At 62.3% G+C, this 23,603-nt stretch carries 23 protein-coding genes; 14 read left to right on the top strand and 9 right to left on the bottom strand.

Annotated elements, in window-relative coordinates:
• Positions 1-133 precede the first annotated feature (133 nt).
• Genes ACZK4Z_RS02120 through ACZK4Z_RS02110 form a run of 3 tightly spaced genes read right to left on the bottom strand, consistent with a single transcriptional unit; the run spans position 134 to position 2,708 of the window.
• Positions 134-1,147 (bottom strand): XVIPCD domain-containing protein, encoded by a 1,014-nt coding sequence (locus ACZK4Z_RS02120; RefSeq protein WP_293796421.1) that lies wholly within the window; start codon positions 1,145-1,147, stop codon positions 134-136.
• Between the two features lie 2 nt (positions 1,148-1,149).
• Positions 1,150-1,785, bottom strand: a complete 636-nt coding sequence (locus ACZK4Z_RS02115; protein WP_293796418.1) for a hypothetical protein — start codon at positions 1,783-1,785, stop codon at positions 1,150-1,152.
• The gene (locus ACZK4Z_RS02110; RefSeq protein ID WP_293796415.1) at positions 1,782-2,708 is read right to left on the bottom strand and encodes an XVIPCD domain-containing protein; all 927 of its coding nucleotides are present in this window, start codon (positions 2,706-2,708) and stop codon (positions 1,782-1,784) included. Before ACZK4Z_RS02110 ends, ACZK4Z_RS02115 begins: the two co-directional genes overlap by 4 nt.
• Before the next feature lie 427 nt (positions 2,709-3,135).
• On the opposite strand from ACZK4Z_RS02110, the gene ACZK4Z_RS02105 reads away from it, so the two are divergent.
• The gene (locus ACZK4Z_RS02105; protein WP_293796413.1) at positions 3,136-3,633 is read left to right on the top strand and encodes a hypothetical protein; all 498 of its coding nucleotides are present in this window, start codon (positions 3,136-3,138) and stop codon (positions 3,631-3,633) included.
• On the top strand, positions 3,630-5,060 hold the full coding sequence (locus ACZK4Z_RS02100; RefSeq protein ID WP_293796411.1) for an XVIPCD domain-containing protein: 1,431 nt from the start codon (positions 3,630-3,632) through the stop codon (positions 5,058-5,060). The genes ACZK4Z_RS02105 and ACZK4Z_RS02100 overlap by 4 nt, the downstream gene beginning before the upstream one ends.
• 14 nt (positions 5,061-5,074) lie before the next feature.
• Here ACZK4Z_RS02100 and ACZK4Z_RS02095 read toward each other — a convergent pair whose 3' ends face one another.
• Positions 5,075-5,737 (bottom strand): DUF6988 family protein, encoded by a 663-nt coding sequence (locus ACZK4Z_RS02095; protein WP_293796409.1) that lies wholly within the window; start codon positions 5,735-5,737, stop codon positions 5,075-5,077.
• Positions 5,738-5,869: 132 nt separating this feature from the next.
• Here ACZK4Z_RS02095 and ACZK4Z_RS02090 point away from each other — a divergent pair, with 132 nt between their 5' ends.
• The 5 genes from ACZK4Z_RS02090 (at position 5,870) to ACZK4Z_RS02070 (ending at position 10,536) form a co-directional block, all read left to right on the top strand.
• Positions 5,870-6,079 carry a hypothetical protein gene (locus ACZK4Z_RS02090; RefSeq protein WP_293796406.1) on the top strand — a complete coding sequence of 70 codons (210 nt, stop codon included), beginning with the start codon at positions 5,870-5,872 and terminating at the stop codon, positions 6,077-6,079.
• 91 nt (positions 6,080-6,170) lie between these two features.
• Positions 6,171-6,596, top strand: a complete 426-nt coding sequence (locus tag ACZK4Z_RS02085; RefSeq protein ID WP_293796404.1) for an energy transducer TonB family protein — start codon at positions 6,171-6,173, stop codon at positions 6,594-6,596.
• Between the two features lie 452 nt (positions 6,597-7,048).
• Entirely contained in the window at positions 7,049-7,417 is a 369-nt protein-coding gene (locus ACZK4Z_RS02080) for a hypothetical protein (protein ID WP_293796402.1), read from the top strand.
• A 625-nt stretch (positions 7,418-8,042) separates the two neighbouring features.
• Positions 8,043-8,954 (top strand): HNH endonuclease, encoded by a 912-nt coding sequence (locus ACZK4Z_RS02075; protein WP_293796399.1) that lies wholly within the window; start codon positions 8,043-8,045, stop codon positions 8,952-8,954.
• Positions 8,955-9,144: 190 nt separating this feature from the next.
• Positions 9,145-10,536 carry a KAP family P-loop NTPase fold protein gene (locus tag ACZK4Z_RS02070; protein ID WP_293796396.1) on the top strand — a complete coding sequence of 464 codons (1,392 nt, stop codon included), beginning with the start codon at positions 9,145-9,147 and terminating at the stop codon, positions 10,534-10,536.
• Positions 10,537-10,611: 75 nt separating this feature from the next.
• On the opposite strand, the gene ACZK4Z_RS02065 is transcribed toward ACZK4Z_RS02070, so the two are convergent.
• Both ACZK4Z_RS02065 and aceE read right to left on the bottom strand, forming a co-directional pair.
• The gene (locus ACZK4Z_RS02065) at positions 10,612-12,711 is read right to left on the bottom strand and encodes a P-loop ATPase, Sll1717 family (protein ID WP_293796393.1); all 2,100 of its coding nucleotides are present in this window, start codon (positions 12,709-12,711) and stop codon (positions 10,612-10,614) included.
• A 65-nt stretch (positions 12,712-12,776) separates the two neighbouring features.
• Positions 12,777-15,464 (bottom strand): pyruvate dehydrogenase (acetyl-transferring), homodimeric type, encoded by a 2,688-nt coding sequence (aceE, locus tag ACZK4Z_RS02060; protein WP_293796390.1) that lies wholly within the window; start codon positions 15,462-15,464, stop codon positions 12,777-12,779.
• A gap of 571 nt (positions 15,465-16,035) precedes the next feature.
• On the opposite strand from aceE, the gene ACZK4Z_RS02055 reads away from it, so the two are divergent.
• A complete protein-coding gene (locus tag ACZK4Z_RS02055; protein WP_032130019.1) occupies positions 16,036-16,596 on the top strand; it encodes a PadR family transcriptional regulator in 561 nt (186 codons plus the stop codon).
• A 59-nt stretch (positions 16,597-16,655) separates the two neighbouring features.
• Positions 16,656-17,453 carry a siderophore-interacting protein gene (locus ACZK4Z_RS02050; protein WP_293796387.1) on the top strand — a complete coding sequence of 266 codons (798 nt, stop codon included), beginning with the start codon at positions 16,656-16,658 and terminating at the stop codon, positions 17,451-17,453.
• 94 nt (positions 17,454-17,547) lie between these two features.
• On the opposite strand, the gene ACZK4Z_RS02045 is transcribed toward ACZK4Z_RS02050, so the two are convergent.
• Positions 17,548-18,381 carry a hypothetical protein gene (locus ACZK4Z_RS02045; RefSeq protein WP_180838268.1) on the bottom strand — a complete coding sequence of 278 codons (834 nt, stop codon included), beginning with the start codon at positions 18,379-18,381 and terminating at the stop codon, positions 17,548-17,550.
• A 210-nt stretch (positions 18,382-18,591) separates the two neighbouring features.
• Here ACZK4Z_RS02045 and ACZK4Z_RS02040 point away from each other — a divergent pair, with 210 nt between their 5' ends.
• Positions 18,592-18,993, top strand: coding sequence for a hypothetical protein (locus tag ACZK4Z_RS02040; RefSeq protein ID WP_125895978.1), 402 nt, complete (start codon positions 18,592-18,594; stop codon positions 18,991-18,993).
• A gap of 220 nt (positions 18,994-19,213) precedes the next feature.
• Here ACZK4Z_RS02040 and ACZK4Z_RS02035 read toward each other — a convergent pair whose 3' ends face one another.
• Complete coding sequence (locus tag ACZK4Z_RS02035) at positions 19,214-19,921, bottom strand: YceI family protein (RefSeq protein WP_080291836.1); 708 nt, start codon at positions 19,919-19,921, stop codon at positions 19,214-19,216.
• Between the two features lie 86 nt (positions 19,922-20,007).
• Positions 20,008-20,598 (bottom strand): malonic semialdehyde reductase, encoded by a 591-nt coding sequence (locus ACZK4Z_RS02030; protein ID WP_004139510.1) that lies wholly within the window; start codon positions 20,596-20,598, stop codon positions 20,008-20,010.
• A 120-nt stretch (positions 20,599-20,718) separates the two neighbouring features.
• Between ACZK4Z_RS02030 and ACZK4Z_RS02025 the strand changes: the two genes are divergently transcribed.
• The 4 genes from ACZK4Z_RS02025 to ACZK4Z_RS02010 all read left to right on the top strand — a co-directional run bounded on the left by ACZK4Z_RS02025 (position 20,719) and on the right by ACZK4Z_RS02010 (position 23,579).
• The gene (locus tag ACZK4Z_RS02025) at positions 20,719-21,684 is read left to right on the top strand and encodes a mitochondrial fission ELM1 family protein (RefSeq protein ID WP_125895979.1); all 966 of its coding nucleotides are present in this window, start codon (positions 20,719-20,721) and stop codon (positions 21,682-21,684) included.
• A gap of 244 nt (positions 21,685-21,928) precedes the next feature.
• Positions 21,929-22,156 carry a hypothetical protein gene (locus ACZK4Z_RS02020; protein ID WP_125895960.1) on the top strand — a complete coding sequence of 76 codons (228 nt, stop codon included), beginning with the start codon at positions 21,929-21,931 and terminating at the stop codon, positions 22,154-22,156.
• A gap of 48 nt (positions 22,157-22,204) precedes the next feature.
• A complete protein-coding gene (locus ACZK4Z_RS02015) occupies positions 22,205-23,056 on the top strand; it encodes a DUF2145 domain-containing protein (protein WP_125895959.1) in 852 nt (283 codons plus the stop codon).
• Between the two features lie 19 nt (positions 23,057-23,075).
• Complete coding sequence (locus ACZK4Z_RS02010; protein ID WP_004139502.1) at positions 23,076-23,579, top strand: hypothetical protein; 504 nt, start codon at positions 23,076-23,078, stop codon at positions 23,577-23,579.
• The last annotated feature ends 24 nt before the right edge of the window (positions 23,580-23,603 follow it).

The following is a 23,603-nucleotide window of genomic DNA, read 5'->3' as shown; positions in this document are numbered from 1 at the left end:
GCGACGGCCCGCCCCGCATCTGTCTGCGCAGGGTGGGCTGGCTGGGGTTGCGGGGGAATGGTAGCAGGTGGGGGGCGTGGCGTGCGTCTGCCTGAGCTTGGCAGACGTTCGACCTTGAAACCGCGTCCGCCGGCTATGCCATCCGTGGGCCGTGGCCCTGTTGCAGTTGCTGCTCTTCCTGCAGGCGCTGCACATCGCGCTGCGGCGGGTTCTGCTGCAACTGCGCGACCCGTTCGAACGAGGCCTCCACCGGTGCCTGCGCTGCAACCTCCGCGGGCATGCTGGCGCGCTGATGTGCCGGGTCACTGCGGTCCCCCTGCACGATGAACAGCTTCGGTGCGGTATCACCGCGCTGCTCGCCCAGCACCACTTCGTCCACACGCGAGAACTGCTGCTCCTTCGACAGCGCGAGCAGGCTGGCACTGACATTGCCGTTGCGTGCACCGAAAGCGCCGAGGTCGGCCACCTGCTGGTGGATCTGGTTGAGGCGGGCATGATCGTCGTGCGCCGGGTCTGCGGGCGTGCCGCTTGCCGCGAGTGCACTGTTGCCGCGCCACTGCTCGCCGTTCTCGGTGAACATCCACTCGCGGAACGTCTGCTTCGGCATCGGGTTCCACTGCACCCTGTCCAGCTCGCTGCCCTTCACCTGCTGCGGAATGGCATTGACCGCGCGGATGTTGTCCAGGACCTTGGTGGCGCCCTCGTAGTTGGTGATCTCCCCGGCCAGCCCGACCGGTCGCAGGCCTGCGTGGTTCAGGGCACCCCATGCGAAATCGGTGCAGGCGTTGGCGAAGAAGTCGTAGTTCATGTCGAAGCCGTGCTTCTTCGGGTCCGCCGAGAACTCGAGGATGCGGTCGTACTGCTCCTTGCTGATCTCGATCGTGCGCTCGAAGCGGGGCTTGTCGTAGACCGACACGTCCATGTCATCGACTTTGCCCCTGTTCGGCTCGTCCTTGGTGCCTGCGTGGGTGAAACCAATGCTCTCCGGCAAGGGTTCACCCGAACGGCGCAGCGACAGGAACATGTGCCCCGCGAACGAAGGCTCCAGCAGGAACCTGTTTCCCTCGGCATCACGGCCGTAGCGCGGCGTGCCGGGGGCCGCCAGATGGATGGTTACGCTGTAGCGTTCGGCATCGTCCTTGTGCATGTCTACTTTCCTAATGATTGGTAGCCAACGATCAATTCTGCTTTCAGGCCATCCAGCTGGGGTCGATCCTCCACAAGGTCGACCAGCAGAACGTAGCGCCCGGGTGCAATGCCTCCGACCTGCGCCAACTGCAGCGTGCGATAGAGCACGTCTTCAGAGTACAACCCGGCCTCGGCCAAGCTGTTGATGTCCACACTCCCCGTCGTCAGGTCTGTGACCACGCCATCATCGGCGATCTTCTGCGAGTCGCGTCCATCGCGGGTACGCTGCCAGAGCTGCACATGACGAGCCGAGCTGCCATCAATCCGCTCCAGGCGCAGCCGCGCTGGCAAACGTCCGAGAGTGATCTTCTCCGAAGCATCCAGCAGCCGTCGCGCGTCGGCATCCTGCAGCCGCAACCCGATGTTCAGAATCGGAATGGCCGGCTCCTGGGGTGCTGGCAAATCAAACGTGACCTCGGCAATCCGACCGGCCTTCTGCAATTGCACGGCCCGCGTGAACGGCACAACCGTGCGGGACTCGGCCTGTGCGCGCGTCAGCAGGGGCGGCGCAACCTCAGGCGCTGGTGACGCACGGCATGCCGCCAGCGCGCCCAGCACCGCCAGTACCACCGCCCCCCGCCGCAGTGGCCGCGTCATTGCTCCTTCAACCGCAGTGAATCGGCCACATCGGTCTTGGCCGCCACTTCAGTGGCGATGCTGGCGCGGCGGTGCCCGGGGTCGTTGCGGTCGCCCTGCACGATGAAGATGCTCTCTGCCGCATGGCTGCTCTTGGTCGGCTGGCTGAGCAGCACGTGGTCCACGCGCGAGAGATTGTTCTGCTTGGCCAGCACCAGCAGGCTGGCGCTGATGCGCTGGCTGGCGGCATCGAACGGGCGGCCATGCGCGGCATCCAGCTCGGCCACCTTCTGGATCAGCTGCGAGAACAAGCGATGGTCTGGATGCGAGGGGTCCAGCAGCGTGCCGGCCACTTCAATGGGCGTTGGCGGCGGCTCATCGCTGGCACGATCGCCCTGGCGATGATGTTCGGCCTCGCGCTCGGGCATCGCGTGGTGGGTTTCGGCATTCAGATCGCTGCCCGGGAACGGCGCGGCAATGCACTGGATTTCCGGCAGATTGAACAGCACCGCGAACTCGCCCAGGTTGCTGCCCCCATCCAGCGGCGCCGGCAGCGGATGCAGGCCGGCGTAGTGCAGCGCGGCCCAGACGAAATCGCTGCAACGGTTGATGGAGGCCGGGCGGTCCACATCGAACTCGAACTCGGCCGGCTCCTCGGCGAAATCACGCAGGCAGCCGTAATGCTCCTCGGTGATTTCCAGGGTGCGGCTGTAGTACGGGTCCAGATGCTCGTCGGCGTCGTCGTGGCGCACCTGCGCGTACTGCACGCCGGTGCGGGTTTCGCCCGGCGCGTGGCGCGGCGGTGCGAAGCCGTAGCTGTGGGCCTCGTCGCCCGCTGCTACCTGCAGGTACATGTGGCCGCGCGGCGAGATGCCCCCGCTCTTCAGTGGGGTGCCGGGGGCGGCCAGGTACAGCGTTGCGGTGTAGCGTGTTGCCTGCTCCATGCCTGTTCAGCCTTGATGGGTGCTGCGGTCCTGGCCGGATGATGGCATAGGTGGGATGGGGGACAGATGGAGGACAAAGCCAGGGCCACGGCTGACATGCTGAATATGTGAACCAGCCAGCAAACGTGGGCGATCAATACCCCGCCGGTAGAGTCACTCGGGGTCTGCCCCGTATAGTGACCTCTCCACTGCAAGGGACTTGCCGATGGGCACCGCAATCCAAGGGGCGCCAGCCTCGCTTCCCGCGATCTCGGCTTGGCGGCCTCTACTGCTTCCGCGTCATGTGATGTCGCATCTAGCTCGCGCTGGCGCAATTTCCGGACTATCGGCCATGCTTACTCTGACGTCTGCATGTGCGCGATCGCCGGATACGTCTGCCCTCAATGAACGTGCCGCTGCCGCAGATACGCACCCTGCCCGCATCTCCATGACCGAGCTGCAGAAGCGGATTCTCGCCTATGCGGATTCGCTCAGGTCACGGGCGGATATCAGTCCGGACAAGTTCGGCACGGCGATAGGTGTCTCGCTCGTGCCGGACGAAAAGGTCAGCATCAGGCACATCGCAAAGGACCTGGCAACGACGGACGGCTACAACTATGGGGCGTCTTATCTGTCGGTTGAGTCGGCACGTGAGTTCCCCAGCCAAGAGGTGATCTTCTATCAGCTGGGCAAGCAGCCAGTGACGGATGCTCCGAATGGCGTGTGCTACTGGGAAGCCGAAAGTGCCGGACGAGCCCTCGAAGCCCTCGGATACAGGACCGGAGGAGAAGTGCCATTTCAGAGAGGGGGCATCAGGCAGTATCGGCGCCCAATCACCGGTGGTAGCCAGGGTATGGATACCAGCCTGTTGACTTATCATCCCAATGAAGGTGATACCGCGAGAACCTGCGTCTACGCGGTCCAGTTTGGAGGAGGAGACAAATGAAGGGAATCGAATCCAGCGTCGAGCCACTGTTGGCCGATCTGCGCGCAGACAAACAGCTTCCCAGTGGTGCCGAGGATGCGATCCGACGCAGCATTGCTGGCTCCCCCTACCTCAATCACCTTCTGGCAAACGCAGCCACCAGCGGGCAGATCGGCCGGATTGCCGTGTCCTACGGACATCACAATGGCGGCCACTTCCAGGATGGGTCGGATGGAAACCCGCCAACGATCTTCATCAGCGCCTCGAATTTCCAGAGCGTAACCGGCACCCGGCTTGAGGAACGACTTACCGAAGTGCTGGGCCACGAGACCATGCACGGCATCCTGGCCAAGGAGCGCGCCGCAGCGCTCAGGGACTTCAAGCAGACCTACAGCGAGGAACTGATCGCTTCACACGATTCCCGGTCAGGTTCGGTGAACCTGACCGAGCCGGTGCGCACGCTTCTGGACAAGGGACGACAGGACGAGGCACTGGCGGAGGTCTCGGGCCTGCGGGCATTGGATAGCCGATTCAGAGCGTTGAATCCAACGTTGGATGACAACGGACTGGAGGCAATGCTTGCGTCCCGCTCGCTCTCCCGGTGCGTTCGGGCTGAGGGCGCAACCAGAAGCCTGGCGGAGGGCATTTCATATGATGCGCTTGCCAAGCGCCCCAACAATGACGGTGTCCAGCTTACCAAGGCCGTCGAGCAGTGCTTCTACGACGGCACTGGCACGCTGGGCCGGCACGGCGATTCCGACTACCGCAACTACTACGGCACCTATCCGTTATCAGTGATCGGGACGAGCCATGCCTTCCTGGCCGAAGGCCGCCAGCCCCCGGCAATCCGCATCGATCTGCATGAGCTTGGACTCGACCCGAAGCAGCTTGAGCGCAATGGCCTCGACTTTGGCAGCACAAAGATCCTGCCCGTTGGCGACTTCGGAAAGGACGGACTGGGCTGGGTGGAGCTGAAGAACACCGGCAGCGCCCACACCATTTCGCCACCGACGCAGAGCGTTGAAGATATGCAGTCCTCGCCCATCCGCTCGCTCAGTCCTGCAGATCAGGCGCTGCTGGACCAGATTCGGGGCAAGGTAGAAGCACTGGACAAGGCCAACGGCCGAACCTTCGATGACGCCAGTGAACGCATGTCTACCAGCCTGCTGGCTGCAGCCAAGGATGCCGGAATCACCCGCGCGGACCATGTGGTTCTGAGCAGACAGACAGTTGCCTCCCCGGCCGCACACAACATCTTTGTGGTGCAGGGTGCGATGTCCGACCCTGCCTCCCTTCGCACTCACATGGCGACTGCAGAGGCCGCCCAACAGCCAGTGCAGGAGAGCCTGAACCAAGTGGAAGCAATCGGCCACCGCCAGGCGCGCGAGCAGGCAGACATGCAGCGCACGCAGGAGCAACAGCAGCGGGTTTCGGCGCCGTCGATGTAGGCTACTGGCTTCAGCTAGCTCGACTGTTCCACCGACGCCCTCGCCTCGATGGCCCGGCGCTTTTCTTCATCGAAGAGAAGACACTCGGCAAAGGTTTCATCGAGCCGCAGCACCTCCTTCTGCAGACCCGGGACGCCGGTAAGAACGGCGAGGTGCTGCCCCGCCATCATCGAAAGGTTATTGCTCATCCGGATGACGTTGACCGCCAATGGCATGGGGAAGCCATCGCGACTCCGGCCCATTGCGTGTACCCCTGCGTGTACGAATGAGTTCAGCGGAGACCATGCATGCACCTTCAGCTCAACAAGGTGCGGGAGCAGATTGCCAAGCTCCGATACTTCCGCAAATGCCTCCAGCATCTTCGACAGCATCGGCAGCCCCTTTTCGCTCATTCCAGCTTCCGGTGGCAGGGACAGCAGTTCAACCTGCTCGTCGGCCGCGCAGTGCAGGATCCAGACGGACCGCGTGAAGGCCTCGTACTGGCAGCGCATCAATGCCATTGCTGAGGACGCCATGCCGGCCTGCAGCAGCGTGCGAAGGGAGTCTGCGTGTTCAAGGCTCAGCAATGCTGCGTCCAGTGACGCCAACAATCTGGGCGAGTCATCCGCCAGGGGATAATCCACCGTGGAGAGGATCGCCTGGCGAAGCAGCGCGGATCGATTGAGCAGGTCTTCCATGACGATGACTCCGGATATCGGCGGGGGGAGCATATCCAGCGGAGGGAGCTGTCCGCCAGGGTGCATGTGGGACTGGTCCCGCGCTGTGAGACAGCTCCGGGCGATTCTCCCCTCCCCCACTGGAGGATGACCATGACCAAGATCGACCCCGCATGGCTGAATGCCTTCGACAAGGAGCTCCTCCATCTATTCGCCATCGACCATAGCGATGCCGGCATGGATGAGTACCTGCTGGGCTGCTACGCGGACCTCCCGCCACGCGAGGCTGCACTGGCCTTCGGCAGCGACTACGACCTGGAACGCGACGATGCACTATGGCCACGGCCGGGCGCGCCTATGTGATCCGCCCAGTAGTCCGGCATGCCGGCATTCAAGGCAAGCGATGCCAGGGGATGGCCGCTATGCTGGTAGCGCACCGGAATGGAAACCACGTATGCCCCGTTTGAACACCGCCCTGGCACTGAACCTCGTTCTGATGCTGCTGGTCGCCACACCTGCCATGGCCATGGCGGCAGACCCGCAGGTTTCCACCGAAGTGTTCGCAGAGGCCGGTGACAACCCCACCTTCAAGCTCCAGCAGGCACCCGCCCTTGTGTATTCAACGGCCCTCGCCACACCGCCCGATACTTTCCTGCAGGCTCCCATGCAGGTGGTGCTGTTTGCTCAGTTGGATGAGCTGGGCCACGTTTCCAACGTGATGGTGGCGCGGTCCAGCGGACTGCGGGAGATGGATCGTGCGGCCCTTGCCGCAGTGCGCCAGTGGCGCTTTGATCCGGTCGTGGTTGAGGGCGTCGCGCTGCATGCGCGGGTGCGGGTCCGTCTGACCTTCGCGCCCACGGCCGAGGCACCGCCGGGCTGAACCGCTGCTCCAATCTGTCGCGATTGGCCCTACGCCATGGCCTAGGCTGCGGGCATTCCTGCGCTTGGAGCCAATAGCGCCAAGCCCTTCAAGACCCTTGCGGCGCAATCGCTTGCCGGCTTAACACCGTGTGCGACAATGCCGAAAGCGTCAGGACTGGCAATCTTCAGTCCTGTGGTTTCTTGGCATTTGGTTGCTGCACGGGTATCTCTTGGCGTGCCACCGGAAAAGGGTGGCGCGGGACTCGAAAACCCGTCTATGTACCAGATGTATGCGCTTGCCGGCCGGCGTCACCTTTTGTGTGGCGCCGGCTGGCAATCCGTTCGCGTTCCATGGCGGGCGGTGCGTGGGGATCTTCGGATCCGCCGGTCTGGTACATACCGGTTTTCGAGCCCGCACCGTCCGCCACCTTTATTGGTGGCGCTGCTATCTGTCCTGTACGGAGCATTGCCATGAACACATCGGACTTCCGTTCCCTGCACGCGCAGTACGATCCGGACAACGCCGAAGCCGAGCGCGAACCGTCCGTCGATCCCAACTCCTTCGTCGCCACGTTGCACCGCATCGGAACCGGTGCGGCTGCGGACGGCCAGCCTTGGCCGGAGCGTCATCAGTTACCTGGGCGTTGCCTTCAGCTGGCGGATGCGGATTGCGCGCTAGCCGGGCTGCGGGTGGTGGCGGAGCTGATGCTGGCTGCGGAGCGGACTAGGCAGAACGGCGCGCCCGAGGAGTACCTTGGGGATCGGGTGATGGAAGGGTTGAAGATGGCTTGTGTGGCGTTGACTGCGCAGGTGGCTGAGCGGTTGCAGGTGCGGGAGTAGAGCGCACCTCGCTGCGCACATCGAATGCAATGCGCTGATCGTACGCACGGTCCCAAGCATTCGCCGCTGTCTGAGCCCTTTGGGCTCCAACACTGACCTCACTATGCCGAGCCGGACTTTGCTTGCCCTGACGACGGCAGCGCTATTGGGATTGATCATTGGAGGGACGTACGCGCCGGCCACCGCAATGAGTTTTGAGAACTACCCAAGACTCACCGACTCGGAGTTTGCCCTGTTTCGGGCCGACGCCGAGAGCTTCGCCGAAGCGTTGGCCTGCTAAGGCATCACCATCGGAAAGCATGATTCCAGTAGACGCTTCTTCGATATGAGCGTACGTGGCGATGCCATTCTATTCGTAGACAACTCTGGGCCAAGTCTTCTGATAGTCACCATGTCTACGGTCGCAAGCGATGCAACGGAGCTACAACGCTGGAAAGATGGATGGGGCTCACCAGAGAGACGCAGGAGGAATTTGAGCGCACCTGAGAACAGCTGCGCTAGATCTGCGTCCCAGTAGCCCCCCATCTGCGCCCTGCCCAGGCAGCCAAACGCGTCAACCAATGACACAAGGAACCTGGTTCTGGCTAGAATCCTGGGCACTTAGCTTCTGGGACAGGGATCTAGGATGGAACTCCCATTCGAGGTGGGCGCGCTCTACAACCGTCAAAAGCAGATCCATGGTGTATTTGGCGGGCAACAGCAAGGCGGCATTTCGACACCCAAGGAGCATCCGCTAGTCATCGCGTTCACTGGCGAGGCCGGCGTGTCTCATGGCTACCATGACTTCTGGGACGACGACGAAGTCTTTCATTACTTCGGCGAGGGTCAAGTCGGAGACATGAAGTATGTGGCGGGCAACCGAGCGATTGGCGAGCACGTCAAGGATAGCAAGACGCTGGTGGTGTTTCAGATGATGGGTAAGGGGCGGCCCTACCGGTACCTTGGTAGGTTCATGTGCCTGTCCTCCTACGTTCAACCTGGCATGCCAGATCGAGAAGGACAGCCAAGGTCTGCCATTGTGTTTCGCTTGAGATCACTGGAAGCCTCGCTGGGCCTCCCGGCATGCGAGAAGGACCAGGCTGAGATCGATGCCTCAATCGATACCGCCGGCTCGACCAGCACAAGGCGCGAAACCGAAGTAAGAACAAAACAACGCTTATTCCGCGAGCGCCTTATCGGCGTTGAGAAGGGTTGCCGGCTCACCGGCATTGAGGACCTGAGATTCCTTCGTGCAAGCCATATCAAGCCGTGGGCAGATAGCACTGATGACGAGCGGGTTGATGGTGAGAACGGGCTTCTCCTGGCTCCGCATGCGGACCTGCTGTTTGATCAGGGGTGGATTAGCTTTTCGTCAAGCGGTCACCTACTCGTTTCGAACGATTTACCATCAGACGTGCAAGGTCCGCTCGGCTTGAACTTAGATCGATCTCTTCGACGCGGAATCTTCTCCCAGCAGCAACTCAGATTTTTAGAATTTCACCGAGATGTCGTCTTCGCTAAACAACACTCCCACATTCCGGGGCGCCAAGCCGTATGATATTTCGTTTAAACGCACCACGGATGTACCACTGAGGATCATTCTGAAATTAATCCAGGTACAGCGCAGCCAGTTTTACTAGTGTACTTTTACAGTCGCTCATCAGAGTGATGAACGATTTCAAAAGGTGGCGCCCACAGTACGACTGAGTAAGTCCAGACAAATGCGCAGCAGAACACAGGATTTTTGAATGCCAAAGAAATTACTGAGAGCACCTCAAGTTGACATAAAGAGGGGGAGTCCCTGGGAGAACGATACATTCGAACGAAAACGCGCAGGAGAGATGCTATGCAATTTAATTCTCTCACTGGACCAGCCATTCGTTATTGCCGTCAACGGAGGCTGGGGATCGGGAAAGACTGTTTTCCTAAGACGTCTGAGCGAGCACCTAAAGACTCAGACGCCCAGATCGCACTCCGTCTACTTGGATGCATGGAGCACCGACTGGCACGATGACCCGCTACTAGCGCTGGTGCTCGCGGTGAATGAAACCTTGGCCGCTGCAGGCTATGTTAAGTCTGGCGAGCTGGGCCGGAAACTAGTTGGCAATGCGACCCAACTTGCAGCACCCACCGCGATGGTAGCTGCACATCTGCTAGCCCCAGGAACAGGACCAATTGCTAGCGCAGTTGCAAAAGCGGGTGCGGAGGCAATCAAACTCGCATCAGATAAGGCGAGAGCGAAGCGAGGCTTGGAGGATTCGCTGAGAGGGGCTAGAGACCTCCTTTTACAGCGGCATAGTGGCCGACCAATTTCTGGCCAGGTAGTGGTAATAATTGATGAGTTAGATCGATGCCGTCCCGACTACGCCATCAAGATGCTGGAACGGATAAAACACCTGTTCCACATCCCAGGCTACGTATTTGTGATCGCAACAGATAATGTAAACTTGCGTGGAGCGGTGAAAACCGTGTACGGCCATGAAACCGATGGAGAGCAGTATCTCAGGAAGTTCTTTGACTTTGAGATGCACCTGCGACGCCCCAACCCCATCCAGTTCACGAAGTCCCTGATCGAGCAGTTCGACATACTTCCGAGCAATTGGATTGAAGGTCCAAAATGGAAGTCACTAGAGTTAAGAAACTTCCATCTTAGCGACCCGCTCAATAGTGAAGAACAATGGCTCGAGGCGATCTCTGAGTACTGTCGGTGTAGTGAACTATTTTCCCTATCGCTACGGGACCAGGCACAGGCCTTCTCTCTCCTCAACGCCATGATGCTTACACATAAAGATCGCCAGGCATTCCTCCCGCCTGTCGCAGCCTTCTTATCCTGCTTAAGATTCGGGCATGAACGCGCCTTTGATTTAATTAAAAACGGAGGCATAAATTCACTCAGAAAGGTGGCCGCCGATCACGAGAGGTATGGAACGCCCAGCGAGTACCTATCCACATTATGCAGTCTACTGGAACGCCCCGAGAATAGATGGGCAGAAGCGCTTAATGCTTTGCAAGTTGACAGGTCGACATCCAACTTCGCCGAAAGAATTTCAGAAAGACTGGGCCCGCCAAACGAATGGCCACAATTACAAATAATGCTGAATGACATAATTTTCATGGTGAATGACACTATCCAGAACTAGAAATCGCGCACATAATTTAAATTCCTCTCCCGAAGAATCGATATCCAGTTAATCCTAATAGCCCGAGCTTCAGCGTCACCGGCGCTTTTTCTTCGCCACCGCCCCGTCCCCGGAAAGACCCATCTGGTCACTCGCATACATTCGAACATGTGCATCTAAGACCCTGTCTATCATCAAGTCCCCTGCATCTACCTTTTCTGGATTTCTAAGCTTAGAGAGAACAGTAACCAGCTGTTGAGCTTGAACCTTCACGATCACGATACCTTTCGCATAGAGGTCGCGATACGTTTCTAACTCAGTTCCTCTCCTAAGGCCATGTTCCGGATCACGGCAGACGATGAACGCTAACGCTCCAAATTCTCCACTCAACAATGAGCTGGCCTGCCTGTAATCTTCAGAAACAATCTTCAGGTCGTTTTTAACAACAAATAAGACTTTTCTGGACTTATATACAGCAAGTACTTTTGACCACCCCCCTCCTCCCTGATTGGTCGCTACAACGTTGCGTCGCGAGGCTTGCCGACAGTCAACCTCTAGCTGCACGTTGGTTAAGCTTTTTGAGAAGGATATTTCGATTGCTCGTTTACACCAGGCCTCAAACTGGGATTGTCCGCTAGCGCCGACGGGAATCGGATTGAGCTCGTTCATGAGCTGCCCGAGTATCCGCTTACGCTGCTCGCCACTCTGCGATTCGATGGCTATTTCGTACTCATCGTAGATCTCTTCCGCCTCACCCTGAGTCAGCTCGTACCCGCTGATATTTAATGCAGGCCAATAGCAAGGATGAACAAGAAAAGTATCACTATCGGTTAACACCTTGTCGAAACGCTTTCCGTCATGGGAGTACACGAAACTCGCCAATTTTCGATCATAGACACCTACAAAACCGATTCCGTAAAGCGCCTTCAGAACCTCTTCCGCCGTACCGAGAATATTAAAATGCTGAAGCTCGGATACAGAGAGATCCGGCAAATTCATCACGCTCTCAATTCTTGAGATAACTTCGGATAGTTTTAGCTTCGCCTCACCATTAGCAAATTCAGCGGTCAAAGAGCTAACACCTGGAAAGACTGCCTCGTACTCCTTACCAAGATCATTAAATCTTGTCATTGAAATCGATTTCGCCGACTCATCAAAGTCAGCCTCTATAAGCACCTGACGATTCTGCCGCTGCGCCTGATAGAAAGCTGTGTTTAGCAAAGCAATGACATCGCGTGGGCGATAGAGGGTAAATCTAAGGCAGCGACGAAACCCTTCTCGACCATGAAGCTCGTTGGCCGTTATTGAGTTCCATACTTTTACATCACTTTCTTTTGAAGTTCCAAATGCATATCTAATCCTGTTAGCGACCAGATAGAAAAGCTCTTGATGATCCCAATGAAGCCGAAGAACCTGAGACTCTAAATTTCTAGTAAAGTCTCTATCCTCGGACTCGATAGCCCTCAACATATTATCCCGAATAAATACTATTGCCCTAAAATTTCCAGGAAGCGCAGATCTCAGATCATCAGTTCCATAGAGAATTCCGTCGATGATACTTGTGCCAATCACGTCGGGCTCGTAGCCCTCATCCAAACGATCCACGAGTAACACATATTCTCGGCGAGCCTCCATCAGGAATCTGGCGACTTCAACCGATAGCCGCTCGACGGACAAAAAGCCAGAGATCTCTGCCACTCGCTCTTCTTCATCTGGAAATTCAGATCGGAACTGTTTCAGAATTGAGCGCATTCTTTCGATGGGTGTGGAACCACGCTTCCGCCAGTTCTGAATAGTGGCAACAAGCGCCGCATCGCGCTCTAGCACTGACTTTGCCTTGTAATCATCTAGAAGCTGGGTGCATATCTCCAGCAGAATAGTGTATTTCCAGGCAATCTTAATTCCCGCTCTGATCCTGGGAAGGCTCTCCCCGAACATGCTCGCCAGAGGCCGAAGCCCCATCATCTGTTCTTCAAGCGGAGCAATAGTAATAACTGGAGTGCGTCTATCACCCCAAACCTTACTTAGGCGGTAGGTGATCGCGCTTTTTCCGGTTCCACGCCTACCGACAACGATGAATCGATCCACGCTTTCGAAGAGCGCGCGATAGTCCTGCCATTCGTAGAATGATTCATCTAAAGCTTTGTGATCATTCTCACCGCGAACATCACCGAACGCATTGGGTTTTGCGATCATTGCTCCTCCTTGAACTTCCTGCAAAAAAAAGGGCAGCGAATGGCTGCCCTCTTCTAATATTTCAATCAAACCCCAACAGGATTAGCCTTCTCCGGATCAATCTTGTACTGCTTGATCGCCCGGGCCACATCCTTCGCGGTCATCTTCCCTTCCTTCGCCAGCGCCGCAATCGCGGCATGCGCGATGTAGTACCGGTCAACCTCAAAGAACCGGCGCAGGTTCGCACGCGTATCCGAGCGGCCGAAACCATCGGTACCCAGCACGGTGTACGACATCGGCACGAACGCACGGATCTGGTCCGCATACGCACGCACGTAGTCGGTGGCGGCAATCGCTGGGCCCTGGCGGCCTTCCAGCAGCTCGGTCACGTAGGCCTTGCGCTGCTCACCTTCCGGATGCAGGCGGTTGGCACGTTCCACGTCGAAACCATCGCGACGCAGTTCGTTGAAGCTCGGGCAGCTCCAGATATCGGCGGTCACGCCGAAGTCCTTGTCCAGCAGCTCGGCCGCGGCAATGGCTTCGCGCAGGATGGTGCCCGAACCCAGCAGCTGCACGCGCAGCTCGCCCTTCTTCGGCTTGCCGGCGTCGGTCAGCAGGTACATGCCCTTGACGATGCCTTCGGCCGCGCCTTCCGGCATTTCCGGGTGGGTGTAGTTCTCGTTCATCAGGGTGACGTAGTAATACTCGTCAATCTGATCTTCCATCATCGCCTTGGTGCCGTGCTGCAGGATCACGGTCACTTCGAAGCCGAAGGTCGGGTCGTAGCTGCGCACGTTCGGGATGCCACCGGCCACCAGATGGCTGAAGCCATCTTCGTGCTGCAGGCCTTCACCGTTCAGCGTGGTGCGGCCGGCGGTGCCACCCAGCAGGAAGCCGCGGGTACGCATGTCGGCGGCCTGCCAGGCGATGTCGCCCACGCGCTGGAAGCCGAACATCGAATAGTAGATGTAGAACGGAAGCATCGGCACGTTGCTGACCGAGTAGCTGGTACCGGCGGCCATCCACGAGCTGATCGCACCCGGCTCGCTGATGCCCTGCTGCAGCACCTGGCCGCTCTGGTCTTCGCGGTAGAACATCAGCTGGTCGGCATCGACCGGCTTGTACTTCTGGCCGAACGGCGCGTAGATGCCGATCTGGCGGAACAGGCCTTCCATACCGAAGGTACGGGCTTCGTCGGCCACGATCGGCACGATGTGCGGGCCCAGTTCCTTGTCGCGCAGGGTGATGTTCAGGCTCTGCACGAAGGCCATGGTGGTGGAGTAGCTGCGCTCGCCGCTGCTCTTCAGCAGTCGCTCGTACGCTTCCAGCTTCGGCGCCACGAAGGTCTTGTCGGCCTTGCGGCGGCGCTGCGGCAGGTAACCGCCCAGCGCGGCACGGCGTTCCTGCAGGTACTGCACTTCCGGCGAATCCGGGCCCGGGTGGTAGAACGGCACCTGGCCGTCGGCCAGCTGCGCGTCGGTCACCGGAATGTTGAAGCGGTCGCGGAAGTGGCGCACCGCTTCGTCGTCCAGCTTCTTGGTCTGGTGGGTCGGGTTCAGCGCTTCACCGGCGCTGCCCATGCCGTAACCCTTCACGGTCTTGGCCAGGATGACGGTCGGCATGCCCTTGGTGTTCACGGCCTGGTGGTAGGCGGCGTACACCTTGTGCGGGTCGTGGCCACCACGGTTCAGGCGCCAGATGTCGTCGTCGCTCAGGCCGGCGACCATCGCAGCGGTTTCCGGGTACTTGCCGAAGAAATGCTCGCGGGTATACGCGCCGCCGAAGGCCTTGCAGTTCTGGTATTCGCCGTCGACGGTTTCCATCATCAGCTTCTTCAGGACGCCGTCGCTGTCCTTGGCCAGCAGGGCATCCCAGTAACCGCCCCACAGCAGCTTGATCACGTTCCAGCCGCCGCCACGGAACACGCCTTCCAGTTCCTGGATGATCTTGCCGTTGCCGCGCACCGGGCCGTCCAGGCGCTGCAGGTTGCAGTTCACCACGAAGATCAGGTTGTCCAGGCCTTCACGGCCGGCCAGGGCGATGGCACCCAGGGTTTCCGGTTCGTCGCTCTCGCCGTCGCCGATGAAGCACCACACCTTGCGGTCGGACTTCTCGATCAGGCCACGGTTTTCCAGGTAGCGCATGAACTGCGCCTGGTAGATGGCGGCCAGCGGGCCCAGGCCCATCGACACGGTCGGGGTCTGCCAGTAGTCCGGCATCAGCCACGGGTGCGGGTACGAGGACAGGCCACCGCCGTCCACTTCCATGCGGAACTTGTCCAGCTGCTCTTCGCTGATGCGGCCTTCCAGGAAGGAACGCGCGTAGATGCCGGGGGCGCTGTGGCCCTGGATGAACAGCAGGTCGCCCGGGTGGTTTTCGCTCGGGGCGCGCCAGAAGTGGTTGAAGCCCACGTCGTACAGGGTGGCGCCGGAGGCGAACGAGGCGATGTGGCCGCCCAGGTCACCCGGCTTGCGGTTGGCGCGCACCACGGTGGCCATCGCATTCCAGCGGATGATCGAACGGATGCGCCATTCCAGCTCGGCATTGCCCGGGCTCTTGGCCTCGAGCTGCGGCTCGATGGTATTGACGTACTCGGTGGTGGGAGAGAACGGCAGGTAGGCGCCCGAACGACGGGTCAGTTCCACCATGCCTTCCAGCAGCTGATGCGCGCGCTCGGAGCCCTCGACATCAATAACGGCCTTCAACGACTCGATCCACTCCTGGGTTTCCACAGGATTCGGGTCGTTGTTCAGCACCTCGTTCAACCAGTTCATTAGCGCTCCCATAACCGCACGCACGCGCGCGACTGTTGTATAGATTTCTAGACCGCAAAGTGTAGCGCACCAAGGGCTTTCGTCACTTGGCTACGCAGGCGTATGGATGCAACCGGCCAGTGTCCGCAAGGGGCTTGCCGGGCCCGCTGAAGGCCCTGCGGCGGGCCTTGTTGGCTGCGCGGGCTGTCGCTTGCGGGCCGCTGCGCCCATGTGCAGGACGCAGTGTTACCGCTGCCGATGACGGTTGTAGGGCAGCGCCATGCCCACCTGTATCGGCTCCGCGTGCCGGCGCTGAACCGGCGACAACGTGTCGCACCTGCCTCTGGATCGCCCCCCGCCCTGCCCTCAGGGTAGGCCTCGAGTGTTGGCCTCGCCCGCTCCGGTCCGCCGTCTGGCCCTGCCTCACTCCCTTCCACAGTGTTGCCCGGGGCGCCTCGCAAGGGGCGCCCCTTTGTGTGCTGTGGGCGGGGCCGGCCGTGGCCCAAAACTGACCTGCTTGTGGCCGGATCGATGATTGTCGGCTTCGATATATCGATATATCGTTTGCACACTCGTTTACCGATATATCGAAATGAGCCGTACCGCTTCTCCCAGAGCCCGTTCCACCAATCCGGAAGTGCCACGCCGCAACGGCCAGCCGCGGGTGCTCAGCCGCGGCGACCTGCGCCTGCTGGTGCTGGCCCTGATCGGCGAGCAGCCGCGCCACGGCTACGAGCTGATGCAGCTGATCAGCAACCAGTTCATGCAGGCCTACACGCCCAGCGCCGGCACCATGTACCCGCTGCTGGCCAGCTTCGAGCAGGCCGGCTGGATCGAGGCCGAGGAAGTGGACGGCAAGCGGATCTTCCGCATCACCGCCGCCGGCGAGTTCGAGCTGAAGGTGCAGCGCACCCAGGTGCGCCTGGCGCAGCGACGCGCCTTCGACCGCGCCCGCGAGATCACCAAGGCCTCGCTGCCGCCGCCGCTGGCCGGTGCCCTGCGCGAGTTCAAGCGGGCGCTGGTGCATCACCACGGCCGCTGGGCCGAGGGTGAGGCGGAAGAAGTAGCGGCGCTGCTGACGCGGGCATCCGCGCTGCTCAACGGTACGGCCGGTAGCGAGAGCCAATCCTTTTCAACGACCCAGCCAGACTGACTCCAGCCAGGTCGCCCCTACGCCGCGCGCCCCCGCGCGACACCTTTACAGGTAACCCCATGACCGAACACAACAACACGCGCCTGCGCCTGGATGTGCGCTTCCGTGAACTGACCGTGCTGCGCACCGAAGAGGTCACCCCGCACATGCGCCGCATCGTGCTGGGTGGCGCCGAGCTGGCCGGTTTCGATTCGCCCGGCGCCGACGACCACATCAAGCTGTTCTTCCCCAATGTCAGCGGCGAGATGGTGCTGCCGGTGGTCACTGCCGAAGGCCGCAGCTATCCGGCCGGCAAGGAGCCCTCACCGGCCCGCGACTACACGCCGCGCTGGTGGGACCACGAAACCGGCGAGCTGGCCATCGACTTCGTGCTGCACGACCAGGGCATTGCCGGGCCGTGGGCCGAGCAGGCCCAGGCTGGCGACACGCTGGTGATCGGCGGCCCGCGCGGCTCGTTCGTGGTGGCCGACAGCTACGACGCCTATGTGCTGATTGGCGATGAAACCGCGCTGCCGGCCATCGCCCGCTGGCTGGACGTGCTGCCGGAGGATGCCGAGGTGCAGGCCTTCATCGAAGTGAGCGATGAAGCCGAACGCCAGGACCTGCCGCAGTACGAGAACGTGCGTATCCACTGGCTGGAGCGCAATGGCTTTCCGGCGGCCAGCAGCACGCTGCTGGAAGACATGCTGACCGACTTCGAGGCACCGGACGGCGATGTCTTCTACTGGATCGCCACCGAATCGCGCCGCGCCCGGATGATGCGCAAGTTCATCGAAGGCCACCTGGGCGTGCCGCGCGACTGGATCCGCTCGACCGGCTACTGGAAGGCCCACCCGGACGAAACCGACGGCGATTGACCGGGCAGCCGGTGGGTGCGGACCCTGCTTGGTGGGTGCGGACCGTTGGTCCGCACGCCCTCCGATGGGTAGTGCCGGCCGCTGGCCGGCAACCTCATGAACCTTCGGCAGGAACCTGCAGTTGCCGGCCAGCGGCCGGCACTACCGCGTTGGATGCCACCTGCCGCGTCCACCCGAACCGCTGCGCGGCCCAGATCTCCAGCGCCACCAGCAGCGCGATGATCAGCAACGGCAACAGCAGCCCGAAGTACACGCCGGGCATCATGCCGTTGATCTGCGCCTTCACCAGCCGCAGCACGCCACGGGTGTGCAGCAGCTCATCGACGTGCATGGTCAGCGCCTCGCGCACGACCTTGGGCTCCAGACCGAGCGTGCCGGCCTTGTCCACCAGCGTGTCTTCCACCATGCCGCGCAGCAGGCCTTCGCGCACTTTGCCGATCACCCAACCGGTGCCGCGCGCCAACGGGCCGTTGCCAAGACGATCAAGACCGGGCAACGGATGTTCGCTGAGGTAGGCCGAGGCGATGGTGTCGGCCACATCGCCCACCGTGCCCTGGCTGCGCAATGCCTCGCGCATGCGCGGGTCGTCCAGTGAATCGGTGAAGCCTTCGCTCCAGCCTTCCACCAGGGTCTGCAGGTGCGGCTGGAAATGATCGAGCTGCTTGAACAGCGCGCGGTGCGCACCGGCAGTGAAGCCCAGCTGCAGGCCGAAGAAGGCGGTGGCCAGCGGCAGCAGCACCACGTAGCTGGCCAGCAGCCAGTGATGCCAGCGCTTGCGCCGCTGCAACCAACCCCGGCGGTGCAGCCAGCGCCAGGCAAAGATGCCCAGCACCAGGCCAAGCAGCGTACCGAGCACGCTGCCGCCCAGCAGATCGAGCACGCTCAGGCCCGTCCAGAATTCGTTCAACCAGTACTGCGTGTCCTGCATGGGTCTTCCTTCCGTGGATGCGGCTGCGCCTGAAATGCCAGCCAGGTAGAGTCGACTGTTAGTCGACTATCGCGCGCAGCGCGGGGGTTTCCGGCATCGCGCCAAGAGCAGTTGACTGACAGTCGACTCTACCAAAGCGAAAGCCTCCCGGCCCGGAGCACGCCAAGCAATGCGACAATCGCGCTCCTTTCCTGCAGCAACGAGGGCCACATGGCCAAACTGACCCTGGCCAGCGTGGATGCGCTGCGTACCCGCTTTGCCGATGACGCCGCCTGCGATGCGGCCCTGGCCGCCTTCGCCGACACCGCTGCCCTGCGCGCACCGCTGCGTGAGCTGGTGGAAGCACAACACCGCTACCTGCAGGCCGAATTCGAAGTGGCGCAGGTGGCCGATGTGCTGCGCCGCGACCAGAAGTACGCGCCGGTGGGCCGGCCGTCGGTGCACATCGTGCAGCTGCGCAAGCAGCAGGCCGCGACCAAGCAGGCGGCGCTGATCGCACGCCAGGTGGTGGCGCAGGCCGCGCAGACCTTCGTGCGCGTGAGTGGGCTGGCGGTGAAAGCCAAGCAGAGCCCGAGCGAAGCGTGCGTGGCATGGTTGGGCGCGCTGCGCTGAGGGATCGTGCGGACCAACGGTCCGCACCCACCAGATGCAGGTCCGCACCTACCAGATGCAGGTTGGCACCTACCGGGTAGTGCCGGCCGCTGGCCGGCAACCCCATCAGCATCGGGCACCTAGCATGCAGCCGGCCAGCGGCCGGCTCTACCAGAACCCAAAAAGAAGGCCCGCTTTTCAGCGGGCCTTCTGCCTTCTCACGACGAGTGAGCGGGGTGCATCAAGCGGCCGGCTTTTCGCCGGTGGCTTCGGTGGTGATGCGGATCTTCACTTCATCGCTGACGTTCGGGGCATACGCGCCGACGCCGAAATCGCTGCGCTTCAGGGTGGTGGTGGCATCGAAGCCGGCGGCCGGAACCTTGGCCATCGGGTGCTCGCCGCCGCCGTTGACGGTCACGTCCAGGGTGACCGGCTTGGTGATGCCCTTGATGGTCAGGTCGCCGGTGACGGTCAGCTTGTTGGTGCCAGCGGCTTCCACCTTGGTGCTCTTGAAGGTGGCATCGGCGAACTTGGAGGCGTCGAAGAAGTCGGCGCTCTTCAGGTGCTCGTCGAACTTGGCGGTGAAGCTGTTCAGGCCGCTCAGCGGCAGCTTCACTTCCACGGTGGACTTGGTCACGTCTTCGGCGTTGTACACCAGGGTGCCTTCAACGTTGCCGAAGTGCGCGCTGGGGTTGGAGAAGCCGAAGTGGCTCCACTGGGCCAGCACGTCGGTGTGGGTCGGGTCCAGCTTGTAGGTGCCCGAGGCGATCTGGATCGCTTCGGCGGCCGGCGCGGCGGCAGCGGCATCGGCAGCCGGGGTGGCGGCCTGTTCGGTGGTGGCCGGGGCGGCGGCGTCAGCAGCCGGGGCAGCGGTATCGGCCGGCTTGGAGCAGGCGGCGATGGCCAGGGTCAGGGCCAGCGGCAGCAGCAGTTTACGGGTGGCGCTCATCTGAGGAACTCTCCGGATCGTAGGGTGGGTACACGGTGCAGCAAGAGCCTGCCACGGGACGGCAGGCCCGAAACCGATACAGCGACTTACGCGATGCGCGCCGCTTCGTCGAACGACAGGCGCGGCAGACGCGGGAACAGGCCCGCCGAGTCACCGTAACCCAGGTTGACCAGGAAATTCGACTTGATGGAAGTGCCGGCGAAGAAGGCTTCATCCACCTTGGCCGCATCGAAGCCCGACATCGGGCCGGCATCCAGGCCCAGCGCGCGTGCGGCCAGGATCAGGTAGGCGCCCTGCAGGCTGCCGTTGCGGATGGCGGCTTCGTGGCGGCCTTCCTGCGGGCCGTCGAACCAGGCCTTGGCATCGGTGTGCGGGAACAGGTACGGCAGCTTCTCGTGGAAGTCCAGGTCGAAGCCGATGATGACGGTGACCGGGGCGGCCATGGTCTTGTCGTGGTTGCCTTCGGACAGGGCCGGGGCCAGCTTGGCCTTGGCTTCCTTCGAGGTGACGAAGACGAAACGGGCCGGCGTGGTGTTGGCGGCGGTCGGGCCCCACTTCACCAGGTCATACAGTTCCTGCAGCAGGCTGGCCGGGACCGGCTTGTCGAGGAAAGCGTTCTGGGTGCGGGCAGTACGGAACAGCTGGTCGAGGGCAGCAGCGTCGAGCGCGTGGGACATCGGTGGATCTCCAGGGCGGCTAAGGGAAGTCAGTGCCCGCGGGCGGCGCGGGGCGAAACGACGAGCCGCAGTGTAGAGTGTCGCGACTGTTGCAACACCCAGCAGAGCTGAAACGAATTAATGCCACAGGTGAAACGATCGAGTGCGCCCTGGACGGTCACGGACGGCCGTGCCGGCAATGTCCGCCAGGCGGTCGCGCTGGCCTCTGCGCTGCGCCAGGGCACCCATCGCCCGCTGGTCCTGCAGCCCCGCGCACCCTGGCGCTGGCTGTCGCCGCGGCGGCTGCCTGGTGATGTGAACGGCTACGGCGAGGCATTCGCGACGCTGGCCGCGGATGCACCGCCGCTGGCGATCGGCTGTGGCCGCCAGGCCGCCGGCGCACTGCGCGTGCTGCGCGCACGTGGCAGCCAGGTGGTGCAGATCCTCGACCCGCGCATCAATGCCCGCCACTGGGACATGGTGGTGGTGCCCGAACACGATGCCCTGCGTGGCAGCAACGTACTGACCCTGCTCGGCAGCCTCAACCCGGTGGACGATGACTGGCTGGCCTGGGGCCGCGCCGCGTTCGCCGGCTTCAGTACCCTGCCCGGCCCGCGCACCGCGCTGCTGGTGGGCGGGCCGACGCCGCTGGCGCCCTGGGACGAGACCGCGATGGTGGGCGTGTTCCAGGCGTTGGCCGAGCAGATCCGCAGCGAGGGCGGCAGCCTACTGGCCACCACCTCGCGGCGCACGCCACCGGCCTTGGCCGAGATCCTGCGCGCGACGTTCGCCGACCTGCCGCACGTGATCTGGGGCGATGGTGGCGACGGAACCAATCCCTATGGCGGCCTGCTCGGCTGGGCCAACCGCGTGGTGGTCTCGCCCGATTCGGTGAACCTGCTGTCTGAAGCCTGCGCCACGCGCATGCCGGTGATGGTGGCGCTGGCCGATACCGCGCAGGGCCGCTTGGCGCGCTTCCAGCAGCAGCTGCGCGAGCGCGGCCGGCTGCAGGCGCACTGGCTGGACTGGCAGTACGACCGTATCGAGCCGCTGCGCGAGACCGCGCGGGTGGCGGCAGAGGTGAAGCAGCGCCTGGCATTGGGGTAGTGCCGGCCGCTGGCCGGCAACCCTCGGCGCCTGGCATCACGGTAGTGCCGGCCGCTGGCCGGCAATCCTCGGCGCCTGGCATCACGGTAGTGCCGGCCGCTGGCCGGCAACGCTGTACCCATTACCGAACACCCTGTCGTTGCCGGCCAGCGGCCGGCACTACCCGACCGCGCAGCGATTTCTGAACATTTCGATCCGGCTACGCGGTTAGAGTCCAGCGTCCCCCATCACTCTGAACGTCTTCATGCGCACCCTGCTCCTGCTGCCCCTGGCCCTGCTCGCGGCCTGCTCCACCACGCCCACCGAGCTGGATCCGATTTCGTATCAATGCCAGCAGCAGTTGGACGCGTACCGCGAACAACCGGCGCTGCGCGATCCGAAGGGCCAGCGCCCGCCGCTGCCGGTGGCCCCGATCAGCGACGCCTGCGACAAGGAACTCCAGCGCAAGGGCCTGGACCGCCCGCTGCGCTGACCGGCGTATGATCGGCGCGCGGGCCTGCCCGCCGTTGAAGGTATCGACATGGATCGTTTTTCCCGCCTGCCCCGCGCCGCGCTGCTGATCGCCAGCCTGCTGGCGACTGCACCGGCCTGGGCCAACAGCACCGAATGCCGCGAGCGCTACCCGAGCGTGGCCGCGCAGGCGGCGATGCTGGACGTGGCCTGGACCACCGCCGAGCGTCTCGATGCGCTGCCCGATGTGGACGTGGTGATCGCCGCGCGCGGTGGCCAGGACCTGAGCCGATACGGCCTGCGCCACAGCCACCTGGCCTTCCTGCTGCGCGAGGACGACGGCCGCTGGCGCGCGATGCACCTGCTCAACCGCTGCAAGACCGACAGCTCGCAGCTGTACCACGAAGGCCTCGGCAACTTCGTCGGCGAGAGCGGCGGCCATACCGACCTGCGCATCGGCGTGCCGTCGGCGCCGCTGCGTGCTGCATTGAAGGCGATGCTGGTGTCGCCGTCGATCCAGCCCAAGGCGCTGCACGAGACCAGGTACAACGTGGTCGCCTACCCGTTCGCCACCGACTACCAGAACTCCAACCAGTGGGTACTGGAGGTGCTGGCGGCAGCGATGGCACAGGCCGACGGCGCGCCGGCCATCGTCAAGCGCGAACAGGCCCAGCAATGGCTGCGCCAGCAGAAGTACCAGCCCAGCGTGCTGCATATCGGCTTGGGCAAGCGCGTGGGTGCGCGCCTGTTCATTGCAAACGCCACCACCACCGACCATCCGGCCGGCGAGCGCATCTCCGGCAACTATTCGGTGGTGACGGTGGAATCGGTGTTCGATTTCCTGCACCAGCGCAGCCAGCTGCAGCAGGAACTGGTGATCCCTCACGTGCCGGTAGCTGGTGCTGCCGCCGCCACGCCCTGAATCCAGCAAGGAGAACGACATGCGTACCCTGCCCGCCGTCCTGATGCCGATGCTGATCGTCGCAAGCCTGGCCTGGTCCACGGCCGCTCATGCAGAGCGCCGCATCGTAATCATCCACGACCCGGGCCCGCAGGGACCGAGCCTGGAGATGTCCACACAGATGGTGACGTCGGCCCGCGCGGCGGCGGCGAAGGAAGCCCAGGATGCCGCCGACGCTGGCCAGCCGCTGGCCCGCCCGCAGCAGATCAAGCTGCCGCAGATGCAGGTGAGTGCGATCGCCACCACCGTGGATGGCCGCCGCGAAGTGCTGCTGCGCGATGCCAACGACCCGCAGAACACCGCATCGATGCAGTACCCGCGCGGCATCGGCGATCCCGCCGTGCAGTTCACCGTGGGCCAGACCGTGAACTTCGAACCGACCGGCGCCGACCAGGGATGGCAGCTGAAGGACAACCAGGGCCGCCCGCTGGAATACCTGCCCGAGGCCACCGGCCCGCGCGACATCTTCGACACCCGGCGCTGAGCCGCCGTCCCCACCCTGACCAGG

This window comes from Stenotrophomonas sp. 71799_Sma (assembly GCF_056482505.1).
This window is presented reverse-complemented; position numbering and strand designations above follow the sequence as displayed.